The sequence below is a fragment of the Sporosarcina contaminans genome (assembly GCF_042679045.1).
GTDB classification, from domain to species: domain Bacteria; phylum Bacillota; class Bacilli; order Bacillales_A; family Planococcaceae; genus Sporosarcina; species Sporosarcina contaminans.
The window spans coordinates 1-26451 of sequence record NZ_JBHTLT010000026.1 but is presented as its reverse complement, the minus strand read 5'-3'; the positions used below and the strand labels follow the sequence as shown (position 1 = coordinate 26451).

Genomic DNA, 26451 nt, shown 5'->3' with positions numbered 1-26451 from the left:
CCACCTGTTCTATTTTAGGGACTTATTGGACAGCCCCGTTCTATTTTGCAATCGATAAGGGAGAGGATTAAATGCATTGCCGCATATGTAACGAACAGCTTTCGTAGTCCTTTGAATACCATCATCGCAACGTGTTTACATATGTAGTGGGAGAATTCGGCATGTGAAATGTCAATTGTTCGTATTCAAAAACAGCCTCTATTGAATCGCTCTATATTTTTACAACTTCCATACAAAAGTACACTATTAAAAAGAGCTCGGATAGAAGGACGATAGGCACGACCATATAGCTTGTAGGAACTCCTGACTTCGTCTATGGGAAACTCTACTTCGGGTAATTGTGGAAAACAGGTTTGGAATTACGACAATTAATTAGCAAATTGAATAGGATTGAGTTTATTAGTAGAAGAAAGGTGCAATAGAGTAGTAGAATGGAAGGAATAGAGTAAAGGATGTGCATCATAGATGAGTTCAAATCACAAGGCGAACGAACTCCTCCTGCAGAAATCCAATATGCAAAATTGGGGAGCAAGACGCGCAGCTCGAACGAAGAAATATAAAACAACGACGAGGAATGTGAAAGACTATATCGTTTTGGACTTTGAAACGACAGGCTTCCGAGCGGGTGCTGACCGCATCATTCAAATTGGAGCCCTAAAATTCAACAATCATGAGCAAACTGGATTGCTCAACACATTCATTAACCCTGAACGGCACATCCCTCCCAATATTACACGACTCACCGGCATCACGAATGAAATGGTCCAATGGGCTCCGACCATTGAAAACAAAATCGAAGAACTCATCGAATTCATCGGTGACTTGCCAATCATTGCCCATAACGCATCATTTGACATGGGGTTCCTATACGCACTCGAAAGCATCGAAGGCATCAAAATCCCAGAATACACCGTCATAGACACTGTCAAAATAGCACGCAAAACGATCACCGACACACCCAATCACAAACTAACAACACTGACCAAATACCTCCAATTAGAACACGACGCCCACGACGCAATCGGCGACTGCATCGCCACAGCAGCCATCTACCAATACTGCACCCAATAACCGCCCACCCGGCGGTTATTTGCATCCCCAAACGCATAAATAGAAAGAATCACGCATAAACCTCATCCCCAAACGCATAAATAGAAAGAATCACGCAAAACCCCGTCCCAAAGCGCATAAATTGAGTGAATCACGCAAAACCCCGTCCCAAAACGCATAAATTGAAAGAATCACTCATAAACGTCATCCCCAAACGCATAAATTGAGTGAATCACTCATAAACGTCATCCCCAAACGCATAAATTGAGTGAATCACTCATAAACGTCATCCCCAAACGCATAAATTGAAAGAATCACGCATAAACGTCATCCCCAAACGCATAAATCGAATGAATCACGCAAAACCCCGTCCCGCCCCGCATAAATCGAATGAATCACGCATACCCCCGTCCCGCCCCGCATAACCCAAAGCAACAACTCATAAATCCTCCTCAAAACGCAAAACGGCCAACAAACGCGCATATTCCTCCCGGTAAACGCCTTCGCATCTCCTGCTCCCAGCCCATCCATATTCCCGCCAATCAACCCTCTAATTTGTCAAAAGCATTCATCGCGACTCACTAAAACTTAGACAAACACATTCCTCCGCGACCAAACGCAAAAAACATCGACGCATAAACCGCCTCCCGAAACGCTTATCTGCGACGCAAAACTATTACATACCGCATACTCAAAAAAACAATTAAAAATTTTCACTCTTACGCATAATCCGAGATAAGAACGCATAAAATCTACTAACATACTATCCCCACGACTCTCAAAATCAAATTTTTACCCGCAGGAATCCCGCAAAAATAAATTTCAAACCCGTAAAAGAGCTTAAATTACAAGCTTCACCGAAAGTATTCCAAGTAAGGAAATCCACATGTAAACTATAGAAGAGGTGATCAAATGCTTTACAAAAAACGGACAATGCCAAACGAACTAAAAGGATTGCTTTCCTTGACCCGCCGATTGCCGGCCAGTCACGAAAAGCAATCCGAAATCCAAAAAGAACTATATCAATACAAGGCTGGCTATGAAGGCGAGCAAGAGTACGACAAATACATGACCGAATTTACGCCAGCATATCCGCACGCTATCCTGCACGATCTATACTTGAAACAAAATGGCTTCTATTTCCAAATTGACTCCTTGCTCATCACACCTTCAGAAATTGTTGTCACCGAAGTGAAAAACTACTCTTACAAAACGGTCATCACATCATCTCCCACCCAATTCATTAAAGTATATCCGAACGGCGACCGTAAAGTAGTGCGCAGCCCAATCGTTGAAGTTGAACGGAAGATTCATTTCCTGCAGCAATGGCTCAAATCTCGCAATATCGATATACCGATTAGCGGACTCATCATATTCAAACACGATAACGAGATTGAATTCCAAAACAGTGAACCAGAGATGAAAATCGCATTCACCTACGAAGCGCCATCCTATTTTCGCGAGCTGAACGTTCAAAACGAAATCCTAAAGAAACAAATGATTGCTAAACTGTCGAGAGAAATGCTCCAGCAACATAAAGAATACACAATCTCTCCACTAACGGAAAAATACGGCATCGACATCAATGACATTACTCCGGGAGTCATTTGCCCGAATTGCGACCGGATCGGCATGCAATGGGCAAAGAAAAAATGGAATTGCGCTCATTGTCAGCACTCCGGACAAACCGAACACCAAAAAGCCGTCGAAGATTGGTTTTTGCTTATCCAACCCAAAATGACAAACCGTGAATTCCGCTACTTTACGAAAATCGATAACCGCCACGTTGCACGTGGTCTCCTTGCTAAAACAAACCTGCAAGTAATCGGGGAACGAAAAGCGGCGCATTATATATTTAAAAAGGAATTTGCGGCTCAATAAAAATAAAAAAACGCTCCAGAAAAGGGGCGTTTTTAGGCTTCTCTATATTAATACGAACGTATGTGTGGTATAATTAAATGAAGTAATGGAATAGTTATGTACATGGGCGGCAGGCACATCAAGATCCAAGAGCTCTCGAAATCAAGAGGGAAAGGAGTTGATGCGCATGACGATATACGAAGCATTGAATTTAATGATTGCCTTCTCGGGGCTAATTGTAACACTCCTTGCATTGTCGTACACTTTTACGAAAAAAAAGTAAACCGCCACATAGCATAGGGACATGAGCGGTTTACTCCGTGATGTGCCGATCGCCTTTGCAGCGATACAATCTCATTACTGACCGATTGGTGCACCACCACCAATCGGTCATTCTTAATGTATAGATTTCATATCAAAAGTATACCAAAAAATACGAAGAAAGTCTATCAAATCCGCAGGAGGCAAATGACCCAAGCCTACTGTAGCTGTCCTAAAGGAAACCTAAATTTGTAAAAACCATTTCTCACGACCTACGCTTCACTGATAGACAGCCAAATCCCCGCGACTATGCCAACCAAAGGCCCTAACGAAATTAATCTAAATCCCCCAAAAATCCTACCTCTGCACATAATTCCCAACAAAACAATTACGTTACTGACCAATCGAAAAACACTTTTTAAAAACACATAAAGTCCAGCCCGCGCGCAAAACTCAGCCAAAGCCCGCATAACTTCTCACCCGCGCGCAAAACGCGCTACCAAAACGCATAAACCTCATTCCAAGAGCAAAAACTCACTCAAGCCCTCATAACTCCCACCCCACGCGCAAAACTCAACCAAACCCCGCATAACTTCTCACCCGCGCGCAAAACGCGCTCCCCAAACGCATAAACCTCATTCCAAGAGCAAAAACTCACTCAAGCCCTCAAAACGCCCACCCCGCGTGCAAAACTCAACCAAACCCCGCATAACTTCTCACCCGCGCGCAAAACGCGCTCCCCAAACGCATAAACCTCATTCCAAGAGCAAAAACGCACTCAAGCCCTCAAAACGCCCACCCCCCGCGCAAAACTCAACCAAACCCCGCATAACTTCTCATCCGCACGCAAAACTCGTTCCCAAAAACGCATAAACTTCAGTCCAAGAGCAAAAACTCACTAAAGCTCTCAAAACGCCCACCCCCCGCGCAAAACTCAGCCAACCCCCGCATAACTTCTCACCCGCGCGCAAAACGCGCTCCCCAAACGCATAAACTTCAGTCCAAGAGCATAACTCACTCTAATCCCTCATAACGCCCACCCCACGCGCAAAACTCAACCAAACCCCGCATAACTTCTCGCCCGCACGCCTAACGGCTGGCCTCACACGCAAACCCTGCTCCGCATAACCCTTCCAGCTCCCGCACAGAATCGCCCCCAACAAGCAAAACTCCCAAAAATCCTCTCCCACATCTGAATTAATGCTGTATAATCAATCCCATAGACACAGAAATGACACGAATGACACAATCTAACAAACAATCATTCAGAAAGGAGCAGTCGCAAAAATGCCTAAAATGCCGCACAACGAATCAGCGCATAACGAGCCGATCGATCCGCGCTTTAAAATTGCCCATCGGGAAGCATGGATTGGCATCATACTTGCCATCATCAACTTCATTTGGTGGTTCGGCTTTGCCTATGGGTTAGGATCAAGGCCTGTCGAAGAGTACAATTACATTTTCGGCTTACCCGATTGGTTTTTCTATAGCTGCGTCGTTGGCTTCGTGCTCATATCAGCACTTGTCATTGTCATCACGAAATTCTTCTTAAAAGAAGTTTCGTTTGAGGAGGAAGGGGAGGAAGCACCATGAACTTGGGCGTCATTATTCCACTTGCCATTTTCCTGATTGGCATTTTCGTCATCGGGCTGCTGTCATCCAAATCCGTGGCGGCGAAATCCGGCTTCCTCCAAGACTATTTTTTAGGCGGACGTGAATTAGGCGGTTTCGTTTTAGCGATGACGATGGTCGCTACATACGGGAGCGCATCCAGCTTCTTAGGTGGTCCGGGCACCGCTTATACAGTCGGCTTCGGCTGGGTTTTATTAGCGATGATTCAAGTTGTTACGGGCTATTTCGTTTTGCTCATCTTAGGGAAGAAATTCGCCATCTTAGGCCGCAAATATAATGCCGTCACGATGATCGACTTCCTGAAAGTGCGCTACAAAAGTTCTGCAGTTGCGATTCTATCAGCGATCGCTATTATCATATTCCTTTTTTCCGCAATGACTGCACAATGGGTCGGGGGCGGACGGCTGATCGAATCGCTTACAGGCTTACAGTATACGACGTCACTTTTCATTTTTGCGATTTCAGTCTTAGTATATGTCATCATTGGGGGCTTTCGTGCAGTCGCTGTAACGGATGCTGTTCAAGGAGCGATTATGGTAGTCGGCACACTCGTCCTATTAATTGGCGTTATCATCGCTGGGGGCGGAATCCCGGCCATTATGCAAGACTTGTTGAATGAAAATCCGAATCTCGTTACGCCATTCGGAGCGGACGGCAGTCTAACAGCCGCCTACGTCTCCTCATTTTGGATTTTAGTCGGCGTCGGGGTCGTCGGCCTTCCGCAAATGGCAGTCCGTGCCATGAGCTATAAAAGCTCGCGCGCTATGCACCGAGCACTTATCATCGGCACGATTGTCACTGGTATTATTATGCTGAACATGCATTTGATCGGCGTTTTCGCACGTCCCGTTTTGCCGGGCATCGAAGTAGCTGATAAAGTCATTCCGCTGCTTGCGCTTGAAATCTTGCCGCCGTGGTTAGCGGGAATCGTATTAGCCGCGCCTATGGCAGCCATCATGTCGACTGTCGATTCACTGTTGCTATTAGTTAGCTCAGCAATCGTCAAAGATGTTTACTTGAACTTCATTAAACCGGAAGCTACAGAAAAATCGGTGAAACGAATTAGCATAGGCGTCACCGGCATCTTAGGTATCATCGTCTTCCTATTGGCCTTGCAGCCGCCCGACTTGCTCATCTTCCTCAACTTATTTGCATTCGGGGGACTCGAAGCAGCTTTCATCTGGCCAATTATCTTAGGCCTCTATTGGAAATACGGCAACAAATACGGAGCCATCCTAAGCATGATCACCGGCATGGCATCCTATATTGTGATCCACTTCTATAACACAGCAAACGGCGACCTATTCGGTGTCCACACCGTCACCTTGCCAGTCGTCCTATCATTCATCGCCTACATTATCGGCAGCCTTGCTATCAAGCGAGAAGCTTATCGATTTTGAATAAAGAACGGAATCCCATCAAAAGGATTCCGTTTCAGACTGTAGACAAAGTATCTTTTCACTTTGTCTACAGTCTTTTTATGGTTTATAGTCATGAGATAGATGTTTGCCCAGCTTGGCTTGAAAACGCTTGTCAAGGAAGGCAACCTAAGAACGCCACGTCCTAGAGGTGCCTTAATTTCTGCAAAGAACGCAGAAATACGGCAAATCGAACCCTTCGCCGTTCGATTGGCAACGGTTGCATGACTCACTTCCTGCGAGCCCGCGCGAAGACCCGAATAGAACTTAGGGTTCATGAGGGGACGAGCGAGATGAGTAACGTAGTATGCGAGCGTTTGTCAACAAGCTGGAACGGAATCCCCTCAAAAGGATTCCGTTTTTTAGCATATTTTACTATGTAAATATTTTTACAGTTATGACGATATATGATAAACTGTTTGTAATATACCTTACTTTATTTTTGTTAAAAGATATAAAAATTACAAGATGGAGTGAAACGAATGACTAATCCAATCATGGATTTGAAGGAACAAATTACGAAACTGACAGAATCACAAAAAAGGGTTGCAGATTACATAATAAAAAACCCGGTAAACGTAGCGTTTCTCACTGTCGATCAACTTGCTGGACTCGTAGGTACAAGCACAACGACAATTATGAGGTTAACGTATAATATAGGCTATTCCGGATATAGTGAATTTCAAAAAGGGCTGCAAGAACTATTAAGAAACCGAGCGGATCCGAATACAAGATTAGAAGTAAATTTAAAAGACAAAGAAAATGTGAATCTATGGTTGAAAAACGCAGAAAATCAAATCCACAATATTAATTCAACGGTTAGCATGATTACGGAAGAGACATTGGAAAGCGTACTCGATTCCATTTTCAATGCGAAAAGAATCCATTGCACGGCGATCAGAAGTGGGATTCCAGTTGCTCATAGCTTATCTTACGGCTTAAGCAGGTTAATTGGAAAAGGTGAATTGGTCAATGCAGACTTAGGTGAATGGGTTGAGAAAGTAATTGATTTTACATCGGACGATTTAATCATTGCAACGAGCTTTCCGAGGTACGGAAACAAAGTAATTGAATTTATACGTGCAGCAAAAGCACGGAATGCTAAAGTGATCTCGATTACAGATAGTTATTCCTCACCGCTTGTGAATTACTCCGATATTGTTTTAAACTGCAATGTAAGCAGTTTGGCATTTCATAACTCGATTATTGCTCCGATTTTTTTAGTAGATTATTTAATTACTGCTGTCGCATCAAGAGATGTAGAAATGACGAAAGAACGTTTTGCGAAGATTGATGAACTCTTAATCGGTATGAAATATCATCATATGGAGACATTTCCTAAAAACTAACAGAAAGCAGTTAGAGATTATACATCTCTGACTGCTATTTATTTTGCAATAAAAGAATCGTTAGACAAATTAGATAAAAATGAATAATGCCATTTACAAATAATTAAGATGGTGATAAACTGTTTTCGTAGTTATAAATATTACTTTCAAAATTTATGGCGTTATATTTACTACAAATTTGACCGGTTGCGACGAAGAAAGGATGAAGAAGAATGCCAAACGTTAAGCAAAGCGAAATCCAATTGCTTGATCCATTAATCATTGAAAGGGCAAAAATGCTTTCAACTACACTATTAAGCGATGCAATGGGATGCAGTGGTGCGATGGATTACGGAATATTGCCGCTAACGACAAATGACACGATTGCAGGCACCGCATTGACCGTGAAGATGAGGGCTGGCGATAATCTATTTTTGCATCAAGCGATTCAATTAGGAAGTAAAGGCTATGTAATAGTCGCGGACGGTCAAGGACATCATGCAAACGCTTACTTAGGGGAGTTGATGGCAGAATCGGCAAAAGTAAATGGTCTTGAAGGCATTGTCATTGATGGATTGGTTCGAGACAAGGAAGCGTTAATGGAACTGCGCTTCCCAATTTACGCAAGAGGGTTCATTCCAAATGGACCTTTTAAAGATGGACCAGGGGAGTTCAATATTCCAATTTCATGCGGAGGGGTATCTGTTACGCCCGGGGATTTAATCGTCGCTGATGCAGATGGCGTAGTAGTAGTTCCTAAAATGCAAATCGAGCAAGTTTTGAAAAAAGCTGAGGAAAAGCTTTCCTATGAGGATAAAAGAAAAGTGGAAATACAGAGTGGAAATACAGAGCCGCATTGGTTAAAAGATAAAATGAAGAAATTTGGTTTTTGAGGAAGGCGGGAGCGTTTTGAAACTTGGGTTTATTGGTTTTGGAGAAGCGGCCTATGAAATGGCACAAGGTTTATCGAAAGAAGGGTTACAACAGATCGAGGCATTTGACTACTTATGGGATGATCCCGTTTTCGGGCCGTTAATTAAAGAAAGAGCGAACGAAGCTTCTGTCCGTTTACAAGAATCGATGGAAGCAGTTGCCGCAAATTCGGACATGATAATCGTAGCTGTTCCTGCTGACAAAACATATAGTGTATGCCAATCATTGCTGCCGTTCTTATCTGACAAACAACTGTACGTTGATGTCTCCGCCGCATCGCCGGAAACTAAGGCGGCCGTCTGCAAGTCGCTCGAAGTTAAAAACATTCAATTTGTAGATATCGCCATGATGGGACCACTGTCTGTTTACAAACATAAAGTTCCTATGCTAGCAAGCGGGTTAGGAGCGGATACATTTATTCGTTTAACTGGACAGTATGGCATGGATGTTACGAAGATTAGCGATTTTGCAGGAGAGGCATCAGCGACAAAATTGATTAGAAGTATTTTTATGAAAGGCATTTCCACATTATTAGTCGAGATGTTGACTGCTGCAAAGCATTATAACGTAGACGAGCAAGTGATTCATTCAATTGCAGAAACGATGAATAAAAGTGATTTCGAAACGACGATGAACCGTTTAGTAACGGGTACTGCCATCCACTCCGCAAGACGTTCATCGGAATTGGATGGAACAATTAAAATGCTGCAAGACGCACACTTATCATCAAAAATGTCACGTGCGACAAAAGGGACGCTCGATGCAATTACAAATTTGAATTTGCGGGACTCGTTCAAGGCTGTAAAACCTGATTCATGGCTGGAAGTTATATTAGCGATCAATGACAAAGTGAACAAAAGGGAGGAAATAGACGTATGAGAAACAAATTAAACGGACTGCTGCTTGCCATGTTGTTCGTTACTTTTACGGTTTTAACGGGCTGCAATGCAGAAAAAGCCAATGGAGAAAGTAATAAAGGAGCAACAGATTACCCGACAAAACCGATTAAAATCATTAACCCGTTTTCTGCGGGGGGCTCCGCTGACAATACGTCGCGAATTTTAGGGCAGCATGCACAAGAATTTTTAGGAGAGTCGGTTGTCATTGAGAACCGAGATGGCGGCGGAGGAACTATCGGACAAACTGCAGGTGCAAAAGCGAAAAATGATGGCTACACATTAACTTTGATGACGTCTTCCATCGTCGGAAATGCTTTATATAACAATGTGAGCTTTAAAGTGGATGATTTTGAACCAATTATTATGGTAGTGAATGATCCGATTTATTTAATTGCGGGTAAAGATGCGCCGTACGATACGTTAGAGGAATTTGTAGACTACGCAAAAGCACATCCAGGTGAAATTAATGTCGGAGTGAATGGTACACAAACGAACCCGGCAATTGCCAATCGGCAAGTTTCCGAAACTGCCGATATCGAAGTTGCTACGATCCCATTTGATGGAGAATCCTTGGCTTTAGCTGCTGTTGCAGGTGGTCATGTTGACGTCATGTACGGCGGTTATTCGGCATTTGAAAGTCAGTTGCATAGCGGCAATGTAAAAGTATTGACCATTCTTTCGGAAGAGAGGTCGGAAGAATTACCAGATATACCGACAGCTATTGAATCTGGTATCGATGTCGTTTCAACTTCTTGGAGAGGAATCGGGGCACCGAAAGGAACTGATCCTGAAATCATTAAAATTCTTCATGAAGGGTTTAAACAGGCTGTCGAAAGTGACGCTTACAATGAACAAATGAAAAAAGTCGGTATTAACTTGTCATATGGGGATCCCGAAAAGTTTCAAGAGGTAATTGACCAATCCGTTGAAATCTATGAGAACTATGGGCAGTAAATGTACTGGGGCACTTAGCCCCAAATTCTCTTTTGGGGGAGAGGAATTATGAAAAAGGTTAATACGATCATCGGTCTGATCGCTATCGTGTTTAGCATCATTACATTTATTATTGCTTTTTCATTTCCGGACAAAGCGAAATTTTGGCCGCAATTGTTCTCGGTCATTATGATTCTATTGTCTTTAGGATTAATTTTTGGAGGAAATAAAAAGGAAGAAGCGGATGCATACGTACCGAATAAGGCTGAATATTTGTCACTGCTTGTATTAGTTGTAATTTCGGTAGCGGCTCTGCTTTTCATAAACGTTTTAGGATTTTCCTTAATTGCCGTTGGTATGATTGCAGCGATCCTTTGGTATACGGAATATCGAAAAGTGAAAAATGTCATTGCAATTTCGATTGGCACGTCACTTGCATTAACGCTGATCTTTCAAGTTTTACTAAGAGTTCCATTGCCACAAGGGATTTTTGAAACACTATTTTAAGGGGTGATGAAATGTTTGAAATATGGATGAGTTCGATCGGTACAGTATTTACGTTTACGAATATACTAATCATTCTTTGCGGTGTGCTGTTTGGTATTTTCACAGGGGCACTTCCCGGATTAAGTTCTACAATGGCGCTTGCAATTGTCATTCCGTTTACGTTCTCAATGGACCCTGCTACCAGTTTGATATTGTTAGGGGCCATTTATTGTGCCTCGGTGTATGCTGGTTCGATTCCTGCAATTCTATTAAACACACCTGGGACGCCATCTGCGGCAGCAACCGTTATTGACGGTTTTGAAATGACAAAGAAAGGATACAGTGCGAAGGCATTAGGAATAGCAGCGGTAGCTTCCGGGTTTGGAGGGATTGTCAGCGTTCTCTTTCTATCTACATTAGCTCCGTTTTTAGCAATTCAATCATTACGGTTCGGTCCTCCCGAATATTTCGCGTTAGCCGTATTCGGTTTAACGATCATTTCAAGCTTGGCTGGCAATAACCCATATAAAGGGCTGTTAGCCGGAGCGTTAGGAATCTTTTTAGCAACAGTTGGAATGGACCCGATTATTGGGTACGCCCGCTACACTTTCGGCAATCCAGCCTTATTGGAAGGGTTTAGTCTTATCCCTGTCTTGATCGGCCTGTTTTCAGCTTCGCAAGCGTTCATTTTAATGCTTTCATCAAAAAGCTCTACAAAAAATGTATTCGATTTGTCGGATATTCCAAAAGTAAAAGGGAAATTGCTACCTTCCTTTAAAGAATTGAAGCAGCTCACACCAAATATGACAAGATCCTCATTATTAGGAACCGCAATCGGCATCATTCCCGGAGTCGGCTCGGATCCAGCTGCATTTATCGCTTACAACGAAGCGAAGCGTTGGTCCAAGCATAAAGAGGATTTCGGTAAAGGGTCTCCACATGGAATTGCGGCTCCTGAATCTTCGAATAATGCCGTAACGGGCGGGTCGCTTATTCCATTACTCTCTTTAGGAATTCCCGGCAACGCAGTATCCGCTATTTTCTTGGGCGGGTTGCTCATCCATGGATTGCGTCCGGGTGCAGAGCTGTTTACAGCGAGCAGCCACATTGTCTATCCATTGTTTTTCAGTATGCTTATCGCAAATATTTTGGTCGTTATATTCGGTTTATTGGGCGCGAAAGGATTTTCTAAGATTTTAGTCATTAAACCGGTTATTTTAGGGCCTATTATTTTAGTGCTCAGTATTGTCGGATCATACGCGATTAATAACAACATGTTCGACGTTTGGATCATGCTGATATTTGGGTTATTGGCGTTCTTTATGAGGAGATATGGTTTCCCGGTAGCACCTATTGTTTTGGCATTGATTTTAGGACCATTGGCAGAATCCAGCTTAAACCAATCATTATTAATGTCCGGTGATAATTGGACAATCTTCTTTACAAGACCGATTTCAGCAGTGTTATTAGTCGTTGCTATTATTACGTTTGTTGTTCCATTTATTTCGTACTTTAAGAAAAACAAAGAACAAGCTGCATCATAAACGCTACACGGATACAGAGAGGGGTCTTCAATTGAATAGAAGAAAAGAAAGCTTGTTCATTATACTTTCCACTTCTCTGTACATGATCGGCATAGCAGGCAGCCGGCCTATCGTTACGTTATATGCATCGGAACTTGGTGCATCGTACTTTGAAATCGGCTTATTGGTCACGTTGTTTTCTGTATTGCCTCTCGTAAGCTCGATTTTCTTAGGAAGAAAAATAGATAAAATAGGTCAATGGAAACCGTTGTTAGCGAGTGTAGGCTTAGGTGGTCTTTCTTTATCGTTTCCACTTTTGTTCCGTGGAATTGCCGGTATTTATGGTTCGCAAATTATAGGTGGACTGGCGCAAATCATCTTTGTCGTAGCCTTCCAATCATTTGTAGGCAGACATTCAAAAAAGAAAATGAGAGATTATTTCGTTGCCATTTTCAGCATCGGTATGGCATCGGGACAGTTTGCCGGCCCGTTACTTGGCGGTTTAATTGCTGAAAGGATGAGCTATGTCAACAGCATGGCGATATTGGGACTTTTCATCTTCATGACGTTTCCTATGCTACTACTGTTGAATGTAAAAAATATTTCTCAAGCGAAACGAATGGATCGGGAAGCGATCAAAGAAAAGGCGAACGACCTTTTGAAAATAGCAGATTTACGAAGGGCGATTGTTATTAGCGCTGTGATTTTATTAGCGAAGGACATATTTACTGCTTATTTCCCTTTGTTAGGTGTAGATAAAGGATTTTCCCTTACGGCAATCGGTATTATCATTTCACTGAACTCGGCTGCGGGTTTAATTATTAGAATCGTGCTTCCCGCGTTGCTAGTGAAATTCAATGAAAGCCAAATCATTGTTTGTACAATTATAAGTGCAGGGTTGTTGTTTTCTTTATTCCCACTATTTGAAAACGCATTGCTCTGTTCGATCCTTTCGCTCTTATTAGGGTTTAGTTTGGGTATCGGGCAGCCGCTGTCCATTTCTATGACGATCAATGCATTGCCGGTTCAAAGAGTAGGAGAAGGGCTTGGCGTTCGATTGACAGTCAATAAAATGACCCAAGTGCTTGGCCCGCTGCTGCTCGGAGGCATTTCAAGTGTAATGGGTATGACAAGCGTCTTCTACTTTTGCAGCGCTGCGATATTAACAGGCTCCGTGAACTTGCTTAAGAAAAATAGCTGAAGTCCTATATCAGCATGAGGAGGGGAAGGTATTGTCCACTTCAAATTATGGACCGTTAACAAATTTAAAAGTATTAGACATTTCAACTATGATTGCTGCTCCGTTTGGCGCTACTCTGTTAGGCGATTTAGGGGCGGAGGTTGTAAAAATCGAACTCCCGGGGAAAGGCGATACGCTCCGAACGGTCGGCCCTTGGAAAGGGAAAGAGGCGCTTCGCTGGCCGGGCATGTCGCGCAATAAAAAATCACTCACTTTGGATATACGAAAAGAGCGGGGCAGGGAAATCTTCCTGAAATTAATCGAACAGCATGATGTGCTCATTGAAAATTTCCGTCCCGGTACTTTAGAAAAATGGGGACTTGGCTATGAGGAACTTAAAAAGGTCAATCCGAAGCTCATTATGACAAGAATTTCAGGATACGGTCAAACAGGGCCATACAAGGATAAGGCGGGCTTCGGCACGCCATCGACGGCATTTAGCGGACATACCGCAATTCAGGGGTATACCGACAGACCGCCCGTCAGTCCATCCTATTCTTTATTGGACTATATAACGGGAATTTATGCGGCATTTGCTACAGTGAGTGCGATTTATAACCGGGACATGAACAATGAAGAAGAAGGACAAATCGTTGAAATGGGCCTATATGAATCGATGTTTAGGATGTTCGAATTTTTAATCGCCGAGTATGACCAAACCGGAAAAGTGAGAGAAAGAAGTCCCGGACTTTCCGGCCATTCCAGTCCGGCAGGTACATACGAAACAAGCGACGGAAAATTTGTCGTCCTTGTTTGCAGCACAGACTCGACATTTGATCGATTGGCAAAAGCGATGGACCGTGAGGATATGTTGGATGATGATCGATATTATACGAATTCACAAAGAATGAAACATAATGATGCTGTCCAACAAATCGTTTCTGAATGGATTAAATCAAAAACTCAAAAAGAACTTACTGAGAGATTAGATGCTTTTGGAGTGCCTGTCAGCCCGATTCTAACAATAGAAGATATATTCGAGAACCCACAGTATAAGGCGAGGGAAAATATTGTCGAAGTCGAACATCCCCGTTTAGGCACGATAAAAGTTCCGGGCATTGTGCCGAAGTTTTCGAAAACGCCCGGTGCAATTCGCCATCGAGCACCAGACTTAGGCGAGCATAACGAAGAAATTCTGTCGCAATTAGGGTACAACAACGAAGACATGAGGGAGTTTCAGAAGGAGGGGATTATTTAATGAAGCAATTTACATTACCTGAACAAGTAGAGATTTGTGAAGTAGCCCCTCGAGATGGATTCCAGGCTGAAACAAAGTGGATACCAACTGATGAGAAAGTTAAAATCATAAATGAACTTGCCAAAACAGGCATTCAATCAATGGAAATCACATCTTTTGTTCATCCAAAAGCCATCCCACAGCTAAAAGACGCAGAAGAAGTCGTCAATCGCACGAGAGAATTATCAAATATACAATTTAGAGCCCTCGTCCCCAATTTAAGAGGAGCTGAAAGAGCGGTTAGCGTCGGAATAAAAAAGCTGAAACTCATGCTCTCAGCAACGGACTCCCACAGTATTTCAAACGCCAACTGTACGGTAATGGAAGCCCAGCAAAACCAAGAAAAAATTATCACGTTTGCGAACAAAGAAAACGTCATAGTAAGCGGCTCGATTTCCGTTGCATTCGGATGTCCCTATGAAGGCGAAGTCCCGGTCGAAAAACTTATTTTAATTGTAGATCGATATGCCAAGTTAGGCATAACGGAAATTTCCTTAGCCGACACAACAGGCATGGGTAACCCGAAACAAGTGAGTGAATTGCTGCAAATTTTAAAAGGGGACTATCCTAATATGGAGTTCTCCATGCACTTTCACAATACGCGCGGACTTGCAATCGCCAACGTAATCGCCGCTCTGCAACAAGGCATCACGAAATTTGACAGCTCAATCGCCGGATTAGGTGGCTGCCCATATGCACCTGGAGCATCAGGAAATATAGCAACAGAAGACCTCGTCTATGCACTCGAAAGCATGCATATAACTACAGGCATCAACCTGGACGCCATCATCCAAACCGCAAAAACAACAAAATCCATCATAGGTCACGACGGCGGCAGCTACATGCTCCAAGCCGGCCCAATAACAACTCTGCAAAACAAACCAACCGAACAAAACAAGATGGAAGCATAAAGACAAACAGAATCCTCTAAGTAGGATTCTGTTTGTCTTTTATCCCCTCGCGCATAACCTCCCCAAAACGCATAAATCGCTTCCCCTCGCGCATAACCTCCCCAAAAACGCATAAATTCACTCCCACACGCATAACCTCATCCCTCCCGCGCATAAAGTCTACTCCAAACGCATAAAGTCTACTTCAAACGCATAAAGTTATCTCCCCCGCGCAAAACCTCAGTCTAAAACGCATAATGTGTTTCACCCTCGCATAACCTCTGCCCAAAACGCATAAACTCATCTCTCCCGCGCATAAACCTCGCCCAAAACGCATAACTCCATCCCCACCCGCAATACCATAATCCCAAACGCATAATGCCATCCCTCCCGCGCATAAAGTTCACTCCAAACGCATAAAGTTATCTCCCCCGCGCATAACCGCAGTCAAAAACGCATAATGCGATTCATCCGCGCATAACGTCAATCCAAAACGCATAATGCTTGCGATTCACCCTCGCATAACCTCCGCCCAAAACGCAAAAAGTCATCCCTCCCGCGCATAAACCTCGCCCAAAACGCATAACTCCATCCCCACCCGCAATACCATAATCCCAAACGCATAACGCCATCCCTCCCGCGCAAAACTATGATCCAAAACGCATAACACCATCCCTCCCGCGCATAAACCTCGCCCAAAACGCATAAAATTCTCCTCCCCAAGCCCATTTCACTCCCAACTCTACAAATCTCCCATTATAATAGTAGAAACAATAGAAAAGGAGAGTGCATCCTATGAAGAAATCAACAACAGCAATCCTTCTATCCGCTGCGTTGCTCATCCCAACAGCAATCCCAGCAAAAGCAGCCACCTTCACGGACGTGCCACGCAGCCACTGGGCATACGAAACAATAGACAACATATCGGATCGAGGCATCATCAACGGCTATCCCGATGGCACCTATCGACTGAACGAACCTGTTACACGCGCTCAAGCAGCCAAAATTGTTGCGCTTGCTGCCAAAGTGAAGCCATCAGAAAACTTCCAGCTGAACTTTAAAGACGTCACGCCAGCGCACGGCTCCTATAACCATATCCGGGCGCTCACTGAACAAGGTGTGTTTAACGATGGGGAAGCGTTCAAGCCGAACGATCCACTCACAAGGGGGCAAATGGCCAAAATTTTAGTGAACGCCTTCGATATGATTGTTGACGATAATGATCTCATTACATTTGCTGATGTTAGGAAAATCAACGGTTACTACGGCTACATCACAACAATCGCAGAATTAGGCATCACGACGACTGAACAGGGTGGCATGTTCAAGCCGAACGAAAATGTCACTCGCGCACAAATGGCGGCGTTCATCCAGCGCACGATAGACTTCGATGCCAAACGTAAATCTGGCGAAATCTATTATGACAAAGAAAAACAACGTTATGTTGATAAAGAATACTCAATTCCTGAGCCGCCAAAAGTAACAGCAGCTGACACGATTCCGCTCGTCAATGAAGAACGCAAAAAGCAAAATATCCCTGCATTGAAGGAAGACGCAGCACTTTCCAAAATTGCCCAAGTGAAAGCGGAAGACATGGTGAAAAACAATTACTTCGCTCACCAGTCGCCAACCTACGGCTCAGTCGGGCAGCTGTTAGACCACTTTAATTACAAATGGAGTGGCTATGGGGAAAACATCGCCCAAGGCTATACGACACCTAAATCCGTCGTTGAAGGATGGATGAACTCAACCGGCCACCGCGCCAACATCCTAAACGCCAAATTCACCAACATAGGCATCGGCTACGCAACCGACAAAAACGGCGATACTTACTGGGTCCACATCTTCACAACCAAATAACAAAACCGGGCACAAACCCGTGCCCGGCCTATATTTCTTTATGAATCAACCCAAGTATTCTTTAATCAGACCAGCCACTCAAAACCCACCCCTTAATATGTCAAAAGCATTCATCGCGAATCACAATCTCCAAAAGAAACAACCCTCCGCGCCCACACAATGCCCAATACCAATCCTATTAAACTCATAAATCGATCAAACCACGCATAATCATCATCCGCCACCGCATAAACTCCTCCCAAAACGCATACCAACCTCCGCGAACGCATAACTCCTAAAACTCCCGCATACCCCCTCGTCCTAAGCGCATAAACTCCACGAATTACTCATAACGACTATTCAGCAACGCACAACATCCCCTCATAACAAAACCCACCCCTTAATTTGTCAAAAGCATTCATCGCGAATCACAAACACCAAAAGAAACTCCACCCCACGCCCACACAATGCCCAATACCCACCCTATTAAACTCATAAATCAACTAAACCACGCATAATCATCATCCGCCACCGCATAAACTCACCCCAAAACGCATACCAGCCTCCACGAACGCATAACTCCTAAAACTCCCTCATAAACACTTGCCCCAGCCGCATAACGCCTCTCCTCCCACGCATAACCCGTCCCCACACCCCCTCCAAACTCCTACGCCGCCCCATCCATCCCCTACAAAATCCCTAATCTATAAAACTATTTCCCAGCCCCATGTCTTTAATGAATCAAAGTGGGTATAATTAGAAATAAAAAAGATACACAAAAGGAGGCTGTCGGCAATGAAACAAAGAAAAGCAACACATCTACCTAAACTCATCCCAACAATCTTTTTTGCACTCATCACATTCCTGTTCATCGCACTGCCAGTACAAGCAGCACGCGTCGATGACGTTAAATTCTTCGTCGAACACTTTTACTATGGAGACATCCCGGCTGACCTCCACGAAAAAAAGACCATTGAAGAAGTGATCGATTCCTTAGATGAATACTCCCGTTACTTAACCGCGGAAGAATACAGCAAGTATGTTGCATCGGTCGGGGCGGATGACGTAGCCCTTTCCGACATAAATACTCCTGCCGTCTCATCATCCATGCTGTACGGCAACATCGGCTACATTCGGATCAAAACCTTCTCAGCGAACATGGATGAAGAAGTGACGAAGCAGTACAACAAGTTGAAAAAAGAAGGAGCAAAAAAACTCATTATCGACCTCCGCTATAACGGCGGTGGCTACGTGGAAAGCGCCGAAAAACTATTAGGCCATTTCAACGGTGTCCATAACGCTTATGAACTGACAACACGGGAAGGCAGCGAAATGATTAAGCCTGTCGCTTCCAAAACAAAATTTCCGAAACAAACATACATTTTAGTTAACCGCTATTCGGCATCGGCATCTGAAATCGTAGCGGCATCGGTTGCGGATCAAAATGCCGCGGTCATCGTTGGAGAACGAACAAAAGGGAAGGGGACTGTCCAATCGTTCTTTGAATTTGAAGACGGCTCTGCACTGAAACTAACCGTTGGCAAATTTACTGGACCAAGCAAAAAGGAAATCCATCATAACGGCGTCAAGCCGACGATCGAATGTGCTTACGATGCTGAACTAGCGACAATTCACGGACGGCTCATTCACGAAATGATGAGCGAACAAAAATACAAAGCCGTTACGCCGATCGACCATAGCCCACAAGAAAAGACGTTTCACATTCATTTCACACAAAAAATGAACTTAAAAAACGTTCATGCGTCCAATAAAGTAGAGCTCGTCAAAGTAGGGGGGATCGCCGTACCAATCGCCATCCAGCCAAACGGGGAAGACGTCATCGACATCACCCCGAAAAAACCGATGGAACGTGGCGGCTCGTACGTCCTCATCGTCCACCCGGGCTTTGAAAACCAAACAGGGAGGACTACAAAACAAGGCATTTACACACCAATTACAGTGAAATGACAAACAAAGAAAAATGAACATTTGAAACAAATATGCTATAATCAACAGTTGTTTACATGAACCTACTATGCATGTCACTCCGAATGGATTTGGCATGCGTCTTTTAAATGAAAAACTCAAAAGGCTCCCAAACGAACGGCAGCCTCCAATAAAAATTCAGCTCCAACAGAAAGGAACATTTACGAATGGATAAGAAAATTTGCGTCGTTGGCTTAGGTTACATCGGCCTTCCAACTGCCGTCATGTTCGCCAACAGCGGCGTCTACGTGCACGGCGTCGACATTAACGAAAAAGCAGTGAACATGATTGCCAACAAGCAATTACATATAGAAGAAAACGGCCTGCAAGAGCGCCTCAACCGCGCCATCGACGAAGGGTACTTCACCGTCTCTACAACACCTGTAGAAGCAGAAGTATACATCGTCGCAGTCCCATCGCCCATTAACCCGGACAATACAGCGAACTTGGAATACATCCGCCAGGCGACAGCATCCATCGTGCCATACTTAAAACCGGGCGCACTCGTCATTCTGGAATCAACAGTACCGCCAAAAACAGTCGAAAACGTCATGCTGCCGGAGCTTCGCAAATCGAATTTGACTTTGGGAGAAAACCTTTTCGTTGCACATTCTCCAGAACGCGTCATCCCGGGCAAAATTTTCGAAGAGTTAGTGAACAACGACCGGATCGTCGGAGGGATTACACCAGAATCGGCAGAGCTCACAAAATTGCTTTACAAAACATTCGTCCAAGGTGAAATCCATCTGACAGACGCAACGACCGCAGAACTTGTAAAAGTTATGGAAAACACATACCGAGATGTCAACATTGCGTTCGCCAACGAATTAGCAAAAATCGCCGAAAACATCGGCGTAGACATTTGGGAAGCGATCCGTTTCGCAAACTTCCACCCGCGCGTCAACATCCATACGCCGGGCCCAGGAGTAGGCGGGCACTGCATCGCAGTCGATCCTTGGTTCCTTGTGGAATTAAACCCGGAAAACTCCGATATTATCCATAAAGCACGTTTGACGAACGATTCCATGCCGCAATTCGTTGCGAAAAAGGCGAACAGCTTGTTAAGCGGACGCACAGCGGGCAACAGCAAAGTCGCCATCCTTGGCCTAGCATTTAAAGGCGACGTCGACGATATGCGCGAAAGCCCTTCTTTAAAAGTAATTGATGCGTTACAGCAATACGGCATTGAAGTATCCTCCTTCGATCCGCATATTAAAGAATTGCAGCACCCGACTCAAAAGGCGACATTGGAGGAAGCAATTGAAGACGCAGATCTGATCATCTTGACGACAGATCATACCGATTTCAAACAGCTTAGCCCGGACATGCTGAATACGAAAGAGCCGAAGCCATTTGTGTTAGATACGAAAAACGCGCTAAGCCGTGAGAAATGGGAACAAGCCGGCTTCCATTACTATAAATTAGGAGACGGCTCGCCAGTAGGAGTTTTCAATTAAATGAAAGAAAAAGTATTAGGTGTTGACGTAAATACTGAAAACTACGATGAACTCATACCGAAGCTCTTTCAAAACATTGAAGACAAAAAGAAATCGTTAGTCGTTGCCATCAACCCCGAAAAGCTCATGAAAGCAAAAGACGATCCACGTCTTCATGCACTATTAAATAGAGCGGAATTCCAAATTCCGGACGGTATCGGAGTCATCATTGCGTCAAAGCTTCAAAAAGGCAACATTACATCACGGGTAACAGGCGTTGATATGATGGATCGCATCGTAAGGGAAGCGGCGAGAACGAAAAAGCCGATCTTCCTTTACGGCGCCAAGCCGGGCGTTGCGGAAACTGCCGCCGAAAAGTTAATTGAAACCTATCCAGATCTCATCGTAGCTGGCACACAAGACGGCTACGAAAAAGACGTCAACAAAGTAATTCAAAAGATCAACGAAGCAAAGCCGGATATTCTATTCGTCGCAATGGGCTCACCGAAACAAGAGCTATGGATCGAACAATACCGCGACCAACTGCACCCGACGCTTTATCAAGGAGTCGGCGGTTCCTTTGATGTGTTAGCAGGCAATGTTAAGCGCGCACCAGCAGCATTTCAAAAAGTAGGAGCCGAATGGCTATACAGACTATTAAAGGAACCGAGCCGCCTAAAGCGGCAAATGAACCTTCCGAAGTTTTTACTTGAAATTATCCGTAAAAAAGAGAAATGATACTTGTAATCTACTAAAACAGGTGATAGAATACGTAAGTGTAAGGATAATTTCCTCTGTAGCATATATAACAAACGCCACGCAGGACGAAAAACGGTTGGTTGACCGCACAAAAGGACTTGAACAGCTCCCATCTGTTCAAGTCCTTTTGCATTTTTAAAAGAAAGTCTTCTCTTAAAGAACAAATATATTCATAACGAACATGACAATTTCATAACAATAGAAGAAATATTGTAGAAATACTTGATAAAAATTTGAAATACGATAGAATAATAGAAGCAGCGGAAAATTACATAGTCATTTTCTCTATGAATCTGACAGAATACCATTTTGTAATTGACATCCCTGCTATTAATATCTATACTTTAGTTTGTAATGGCTTCTACTTCCATTTTGCCGTGGGGTAGATGACAAAATTATTTCTTAATCAGAGGAGGAAATTATTCAATGGCTAACCAACCAACGAAGTATCGTAAGTTTGTAGTTGGCGCTGCATCAGCTGCATTAGTAGCATCTGCAGTAGCACCAGTTGCAAGTGCAGCATCTTTCACAGATGTGGCTGACAACAACTCACACAAAGCATCCATCGATGCACTAGTAGCAAAAGGTGTCATCTCAGGTTACCCTGATGGCTCGTTCCAACCGAACAAAACTTTAACACGTTCTGACGTTGTTAAAATGATGGGTAAATGGTTGAAAGCAGAAGGATACTCAGTTCCAACTGACTACAAAACTAACCCACGTTTCGCAGATCTAACATCTGCTTCTAACGACGAGCTTCTACAAATGGCTGCTCTTGTTAAAGACAACGGCCTATTCGTAGGAACTCCAGACGGGAAACTTGACCCAGCTGGCAACATCACTCGTGAAAACATGGCAATCGTTATCGTTCGCGCATTCGACCGCGTACACAACATTGACCTTGCAACATATGTTGCTGGACAAGAATTCAAAAAAGACGTAGTTGACTTAGCTCAAGCGAAAGCTGAAGCTCGTCCAGCGATCGATGTACTTGACTACTTCGATATCACAAACCCAGCAAACCCTACATTCGACCCTAAAGGTACAACTACACGTGCTCAGTTCGCTTCATTCTTGAACAAAGCGATTGAAACTGACTACTCTGAAGTTGCAACTGGTGTTGTAGGAGACGCAACGGTTAAAGCTGTTAACGCTACAACTGTTGAAGTAACATTCAAAGACGCAGTTGAAAACGTCAACTCTTTGAACTTCACAATCGAAGGTTTGACTGTTTCAAACGCAGCAGTTAAACAATCTGACAACAAAACAGTTGTATTGACAACTGCAGTTCAAGAAGGCGGAAAAGAATATACTGTATCTCTTAACAGCAAAGAAATCGGTAAATTCAAAGGCGTATCCGCTGTAGTGCCTACTAAGATTGATATCACTACTCAATCTGTACAAGGAAAAACAGGTCAGCAAGCGATCATTTCAGCTGATGTTGGTGTTAAACAAGAAGGTATTCCTGTAACGTTCAACGTTAAAGCTGATACAAATAATACACTTAACAAAGACCAAGTATTTGAAGCAGTAACAAATGCAGATGGTATTGCAACATTCTCTTATACACAATACGCTGCAGGTACTGACGAAGTTATTGCTTACCCAACAGGTGCTCCAACAGTACGTAGCCATGCTTTCGTATTCTGGGGTGTTGACACAATCCTTTCTATCGAATCAACTGATAAAAAAGGAAACAGCGTTAACAACGGTGAAGATAAAACTTATAAACTGACTTATCTTGACCCTAAAACTGGCAAGCCAGTTGCGAATCAGAAGTTCTTTGTAACTTTTGAAGAAAATGTAAATGTAAATGTTAATAAAGCATCTAAAGCTACTGTCAATGGTGTAAACCCACGTCAATTGTTGAACAATGAAGATCCTGTAGTTGCAGAAGTTACTACTGATGCAAAAGGTGAAGCAGTATTTGTGGTATCGGGTTCTAACACTGCAGTTACTCCAATTGTCTTTATCGACAACGGTGGTAGAGATACTGCAAAATACGTTCGTGAAAAATATGAAGCAAGCAAACTTCAAGCAAGAGCTGAGAAAGTAACATTTGCAGCTATTCAATCTGAATATACTATTGATGTTACACGTGATGGCTTAGAAGAAGCAGCAGTTGGAGTTAAAAACGGCCGTGAATACAAAGTCGTCGTAAAAACAAAAGACGGTAAAGCAGCAGCAAACGAAATTGTGAATATTGCATTCAATGAAGATATTGACCGTAATATCAACACTGTAACTAATGCGAAATTCATTGATTTCGACTCAAATGACGATCCTTACTATGTAAATGAGAGAGTAATTCAAGTTAAGACAAACTCTAAAGGTGAAGCAGAATTCACTATCGGAAGCGATGATCCTAAAGATTACGCAACTCCAATTGCTTGGATTGATGTAAACTCTCCTGATGCAAAAGATGGTAATTTAGATGAAGGCGAAACATATAAAATTGCACCAATTTCATATTTTGCAGAAGCTAAACTTACATCTGGAGCTGTAAAAGCAAAAGATTCAAGTGGTAAAAATGTACCGAGAACTGGAAAACCAGTATTCTCTGGTAATGAAGTTGCTAAATTTGAATTTATTGCTGCAAACCAAAGTGGTAAAGCTGTTGAAGCACTTCCAACTGGATATAAAGATGTTGACGCTACATTTACGATTTCCAACACTGGAGATAACAACATTTTAGTAAGAGAAACAACAAGAACTGGTACTATTAAAGAAACTACTGTTGCACCTAACCGTAACTACACAACAGGTACGATTACAGGTTTCAATCCTTCAATTGAGGTTATCTCTATTGGAGACAAGAATGCAGCAGTAAAAGTGTCAGCAAGTGGTACTGCAGTACCATCGTCAACTGATAAGCGTCCAATTAACCTTGGAAGCCACTCTGTTGAAGCTAAGTTCGAATCCTCTAAAAATGTAGGTACAGAACACTTTGGTATTGTTTCTAAGTTTGACAAAGATAAAAAAGAAATTACTTTTGCTGGAAAGAATAAAGTGAGCTATAAAGATAAGAATGTCTCATTCTTTGATGAAAGAGAAGTAGGCTCAAAAACTTTAACTGAAAATGAATTTGCTAAAGAAGTAAATGCTGCAATTGAAGCAGGTAAACTTGCTGAAGTAAGACTTCTAATCAATGGAGATAATTACAAATTCATTCTAGTAAAAGATACTGCTGTAAAAGGTACAGACGTAACAATCTCTGCTGCTCAAGCTTTAGATGTTAACAACGACGGAGTTGCTGATACTGTTGAATTAACATTTAGCAAAGCAATCAATGAAGATGTATTGAAATCAGTTGATTTCACATTTACTGATGGATCTGTAAAAGCTCAATCTGTAAGCGCAGTTACAGAAACAAAAGTGAATATCAAAATCAGTGGTGCAGATGGATTAGCAGTTCCTGTATTAGAATATAGCGCTGCACAATATCTTGCAAAAGATTATGGTGATCTAAAAGCTGGTACAATTAATGTAACAGCAGCATCTGAATCATCTCTATTAGTAGCAGCAAGATCTGCAGTTGCTTCTGCTGAAACCCTTAAAACTCAAGAAGCAGTAAATACTGCACAAGATTTACTAAATGCTCTACCTAATAGCCAAGAAAAAACAGCATTACAGGCTCGACTAAATGTTGTTAAATCAGAAGTTTTGGAGTCTGCAGCGAAACTTACAGCAGCTAAAGCAGCAGTTGCTAATGCTGAAAACGCTAAAACACTTCAAGCTTATAATGCAGCACTTGCATTAGTAAATGAATTGCCTGCAGGTACAGACAAAGATGCTTTGTTAGATAGATTAAACGCAGTTAAGGATACTATCGATGAAGCAGCAGATGTTGCTGACGTTAAAGCTGCAAAAGAAGCAATTGATGCGTTGAACTTAGTATGGGATACTGATTTGGAAACTACATTATCAATCGTTAGCGATGCTATTGAAGAAATAACTTTGCCAGAAGGTGTAACTGCAACAGTTGCTGAGGGAACTGAAGAAAACGCTGGTAAAGTAGTTGTAACAATTACAAAAGGTTCAGCTACTGAAACTATTGTAATTGAAGCTTAACATTAAATTGCATTTACTAACAAATTTCAGATGAGTTTTTTACTCATTTAGGTGAGTTTAAGAATTATAGAAATCCCCTTAAGTCTTTTGAGACTTAAGGGGATTTTTTTGCAAGTAAGATTTAGTAGGTGAGCATGGATTGTATTTGGCAAGTAGGTAATGTACGATTTGGCAGTTAAAAATATGGTTCTATAATATTTGTTGGGGTATTCACACAAATTCAACAAAAAAAGCACGTAATCACCATTTCTTTTATACTTGAATTGTCGAGAAACAAGTAAACGAAAGGTGATACGTGCACATGAATTCTATCATGAATATTCCTGGATTAAAAGGTGTAAACCTTGAAAAGGTTGAGGAGGTTGGGGAGCGGACCGCACTTTACGTTTCGCTTCCGAGGCAGCCTCACAAATGCCCTACGTGTGGAGCAATGACAAAGAAGATCCATGACTACCGCATTCAGAAGGTCAAGCACCTCAAGTGGTTTGAGCGTTTAACGGTCCTCTTCTATAAACGTCGCAGGTATGCCTGTTCATGTGGAAAACGCTTCTCAGAGACATCCCCCTGTGTTTTGCAAGATAAAAGTGCAGAAGAATGCAATGAAAAATACATAAGCTTGCCAGCCTTCATCTGAGTATTCATTTATGTCTAGAAAGTGCGTTTGTTACCC

Annotated in this window: 19 protein-coding genes and 1 pseudogene; all 20 read left to right on the top strand. The window is 42.9% G+C overall.

The genetic code is table 11. The features are described from left to right. Positions 1 to 465 precede the first annotated feature (465 nt). On the top strand, positions 466 to 1071 hold the full coding sequence (locus ACFQ38_RS05355; RefSeq protein ID WP_336825534.1) for a 3'-5' exonuclease: 606 nt from the start codon (positions 466 to 468) through the stop codon (positions 1069 to 1071). An 891-nt stretch (positions 1072 to 1962) separates the two neighbouring features. Then, positions 1963 to 2931, top strand: a complete 969-nt coding sequence (locus ACFQ38_RS05350; protein ID WP_381479973.1) for a nuclease-related domain-containing protein — start codon at positions 1963 to 1965, stop codon at positions 2929 to 2931. A 166-nt stretch (positions 2932 to 3097) separates the two neighbouring features. Beyond that, complete coding sequence (locus ACFQ38_RS05345; protein WP_336825631.1) at positions 3098 to 3193, top strand: putative holin-like toxin; 96 nt, start codon at positions 3098 to 3100, stop codon at positions 3191 to 3193. Positions 3194 to 4458: 1265 nt separating this feature from the next. After that, the gene (locus ACFQ38_RS05340; protein WP_336825629.1) at positions 4459 to 4764 is read left to right on the top strand and encodes a YhdT family protein; all 306 of its coding nucleotides are present in this window, start codon (positions 4459 to 4461) and stop codon (positions 4762 to 4764) included. Beyond that, positions 4761 to 6203 carry a sodium/pantothenate symporter gene (panF, locus tag ACFQ38_RS05335; protein ID WP_381479971.1) on the top strand — a complete coding sequence of 481 codons (1443 nt, stop codon included), beginning with the start codon at positions 4761 to 4763 and terminating at the stop codon, positions 6201 to 6203. Before ACFQ38_RS05340 ends, panF begins: the two co-directional genes overlap by 4 nt. Before the next feature lie 500 nt (positions 6204 to 6703). Further along, entirely contained in the window at positions 6704 to 7570 is an 867-nt protein-coding gene (locus ACFQ38_RS05330; RefSeq protein ID WP_381479970.1) for a MurR/RpiR family transcriptional regulator, read from the top strand. Between the two features lie 212 nt (positions 7571 to 7782). Continuing rightward, the gene (locus ACFQ38_RS05325; RefSeq protein ID WP_381479969.1) at positions 7783 to 8442 is read left to right on the top strand and encodes an RraA family protein; all 660 of its coding nucleotides are present in this window, start codon (positions 7783 to 7785) and stop codon (positions 8440 to 8442) included. Positions 8443 to 8458: 16 nt separating this feature from the next. After that, on the top strand, positions 8459 to 9361 hold the full coding sequence (locus ACFQ38_RS05320; protein ID WP_381479968.1) for an NAD(P)-dependent oxidoreductase: 903 nt from the start codon (positions 8459 to 8461) through the stop codon (positions 9359 to 9361). Then, complete coding sequence (locus ACFQ38_RS05315; RefSeq protein WP_381479967.1) at positions 9358 to 10335, top strand: tripartite tricarboxylate transporter substrate binding protein; 978 nt, start codon at positions 9358 to 9360, stop codon at positions 10333 to 10335. The genes ACFQ38_RS05320 and ACFQ38_RS05315 overlap by 4 nt, the downstream gene beginning before the upstream one ends. Before the next feature lie 48 nt (positions 10336 to 10383). Next, entirely contained in the window at positions 10384 to 10821 is a 438-nt protein-coding gene (locus ACFQ38_RS05310; RefSeq protein ID WP_381479966.1) for a tripartite tricarboxylate transporter TctB family protein, read from the top strand. Between the two features lie 11 nt (positions 10822 to 10832). Next, a complete protein-coding gene (locus ACFQ38_RS05305; protein ID WP_381479965.1) occupies positions 10833 to 12344 on the top strand; it encodes a tripartite tricarboxylate transporter permease in 1512 nt (503 codons plus the stop codon). A 31-nt stretch (positions 12345 to 12375) separates the two neighbouring features. Further along, entirely contained in the window at positions 12376 to 13524 is a 1149-nt protein-coding gene (locus ACFQ38_RS05300) for an MFS transporter (RefSeq protein ID WP_381479964.1), read from the top strand. 31 nt (positions 13525 to 13555) lie between these two features. Further along, positions 13556 to 14761: a CaiB/BaiF CoA transferase family protein gene (locus tag ACFQ38_RS05295; protein WP_381479963.1), complete on the top strand. Its 1206-nt coding sequence runs from the start codon at positions 13556 to 13558 to the stop codon at positions 14759 to 14761. After that, positions 14761 to 15711, top strand: coding sequence for a hydroxymethylglutaryl-CoA lyase (locus ACFQ38_RS05290; RefSeq protein WP_381479962.1), 951 nt, complete (start codon positions 14761 to 14763; stop codon positions 15709 to 15711). Before ACFQ38_RS05295 ends, ACFQ38_RS05290 begins: the two co-directional genes overlap by 1 nt. Before the next feature lie 774 nt (positions 15712 to 16485). After that, positions 16486 to 17550, top strand: a complete 1065-nt coding sequence (locus tag ACFQ38_RS05285; RefSeq protein WP_381479974.1) for a CAP and S-layer homology domain-containing protein — start codon at positions 16486 to 16488, stop codon at positions 17548 to 17550. Positions 17551 to 18324: 774 nt separating this feature from the next. Further along, on the top strand, positions 18325 to 19497 hold the full coding sequence (locus tag ACFQ38_RS05280; RefSeq protein WP_381479961.1) for a S41 family peptidase: 1173 nt from the start codon (positions 18325 to 18327) through the stop codon (positions 19495 to 19497). Positions 19498 to 19682: 185 nt separating this feature from the next. Continuing rightward, positions 19683 to 20972 (top strand): nucleotide sugar dehydrogenase, encoded by a 1290-nt coding sequence (locus ACFQ38_RS05275; RefSeq protein WP_381479960.1) that lies wholly within the window; start codon positions 19683 to 19685, stop codon positions 20970 to 20972. Then, on the top strand, positions 20973 to 21689 hold the full coding sequence (locus ACFQ38_RS05270) for a WecB/TagA/CpsF family glycosyltransferase (RefSeq protein WP_381479959.1): 717 nt from the start codon (positions 20973 to 20975) through the stop codon (positions 21687 to 21689). A gap of 447 nt (positions 21690 to 22136) precedes the next feature. Beyond that, positions 22137 to 25781, top strand: coding sequence for an S-layer homology domain-containing protein (locus ACFQ38_RS05265; protein ID WP_381479958.1), 3645 nt, complete (start codon positions 22137 to 22139; stop codon positions 25779 to 25781). A 301-nt stretch (positions 25782 to 26082) separates the two neighbouring features. Continuing rightward, positions 26083 to 26337: pseudogene (locus tag ACFQ38_RS05260) on the top strand (transposase family protein); the annotation flags it as partial. Positions 26338 to 26451: the final 114 nt, after the last annotated feature.

What these genes read in the sequence shown, in the direction of transcription:
- ACFQ38_RS05355 (WP_336825534.1), top strand. Translation starts at nt 466, where the DNA reads ATGAGTTCAAATCACAAGGCGAACGAACTCCTCCTGCAGAAATCCAAT.
- ACFQ38_RS05350 (WP_381479973.1), top strand. Translation starts at nt 1,963, where the DNA reads ATGCTTTACAAAAAACGGACAATGCCAAACGAACTAAAAGGATTGCTT.
- ACFQ38_RS05345 (WP_336825631.1), top strand. Translation starts at nt 3,098, where the DNA reads ATGACGATATACGAAGCATTGAATTTAATGATTGCCTTCTCGGGGCTA.
- ACFQ38_RS05340 (WP_336825629.1), top strand. Translation starts at nt 4,459, where the DNA reads ATGCCTAAAATGCCGCACAACGAATCAGCGCATAACGAGCCGATCGAT.
- panF (WP_381479971.1), top strand. Translation starts at nt 4,761, where the DNA reads ATGAACTTGGGCGTCATTATTCCACTTGCCATTTTCCTGATTGGCATT.
- ACFQ38_RS05330 (WP_381479970.1), top strand. Translation starts at nt 6,704, where the DNA reads ATGACTAATCCAATCATGGATTTGAAGGAACAAATTACGAAACTGACA.
- ACFQ38_RS05325 (WP_381479969.1), top strand. Translation starts at nt 7,783, where the DNA reads ATGCCAAACGTTAAGCAAAGCGAAATCCAATTGCTTGATCCATTAATC.
- ACFQ38_RS05315 (WP_381479967.1), top strand. Translation starts at nt 9,358, where the DNA reads ATGAGAAACAAATTAAACGGACTGCTGCTTGCCATGTTGTTCGTTACT.
- ACFQ38_RS05310 (WP_381479966.1), top strand. Translation starts at nt 10,384, where the DNA reads ATGAAAAAGGTTAATACGATCATCGGTCTGATCGCTATCGTGTTTAGC.
- ACFQ38_RS05305 (WP_381479965.1), top strand. Translation starts at nt 10,833, where the DNA reads ATGTTTGAAATATGGATGAGTTCGATCGGTACAGTATTTACGTTTACG.
- ACFQ38_RS05290 (WP_381479962.1), top strand. Translation starts at nt 14,761, where the DNA reads ATGAAGCAATTTACATTACCTGAACAAGTAGAGATTTGTGAAGTAGCC.
- ACFQ38_RS05285 (WP_381479974.1), top strand. Translation starts at nt 16,486, where the DNA reads ATGAAGAAATCAACAACAGCAATCCTTCTATCCGCTGCGTTGCTCATC.
- ACFQ38_RS05280 (WP_381479961.1), top strand. Translation starts at nt 18,325, where the DNA reads ATGAAACAAAGAAAAGCAACACATCTACCTAAACTCATCCCAACAATC.
- ACFQ38_RS05275 (WP_381479960.1), top strand. Translation starts at nt 19,683, where the DNA reads ATGGATAAGAAAATTTGCGTCGTTGGCTTAGGTTACATCGGCCTTCCA.
- ACFQ38_RS05270 (WP_381479959.1), top strand. Translation starts at nt 20,973, where the DNA reads ATGAAAGAAAAAGTATTAGGTGTTGACGTAAATACTGAAAACTACGAT.
- ACFQ38_RS05265 (WP_381479958.1), top strand. Translation starts at nt 22,137, where the DNA reads ATGGCTAACCAACCAACGAAGTATCGTAAGTTTGTAGTTGGCGCTGCA.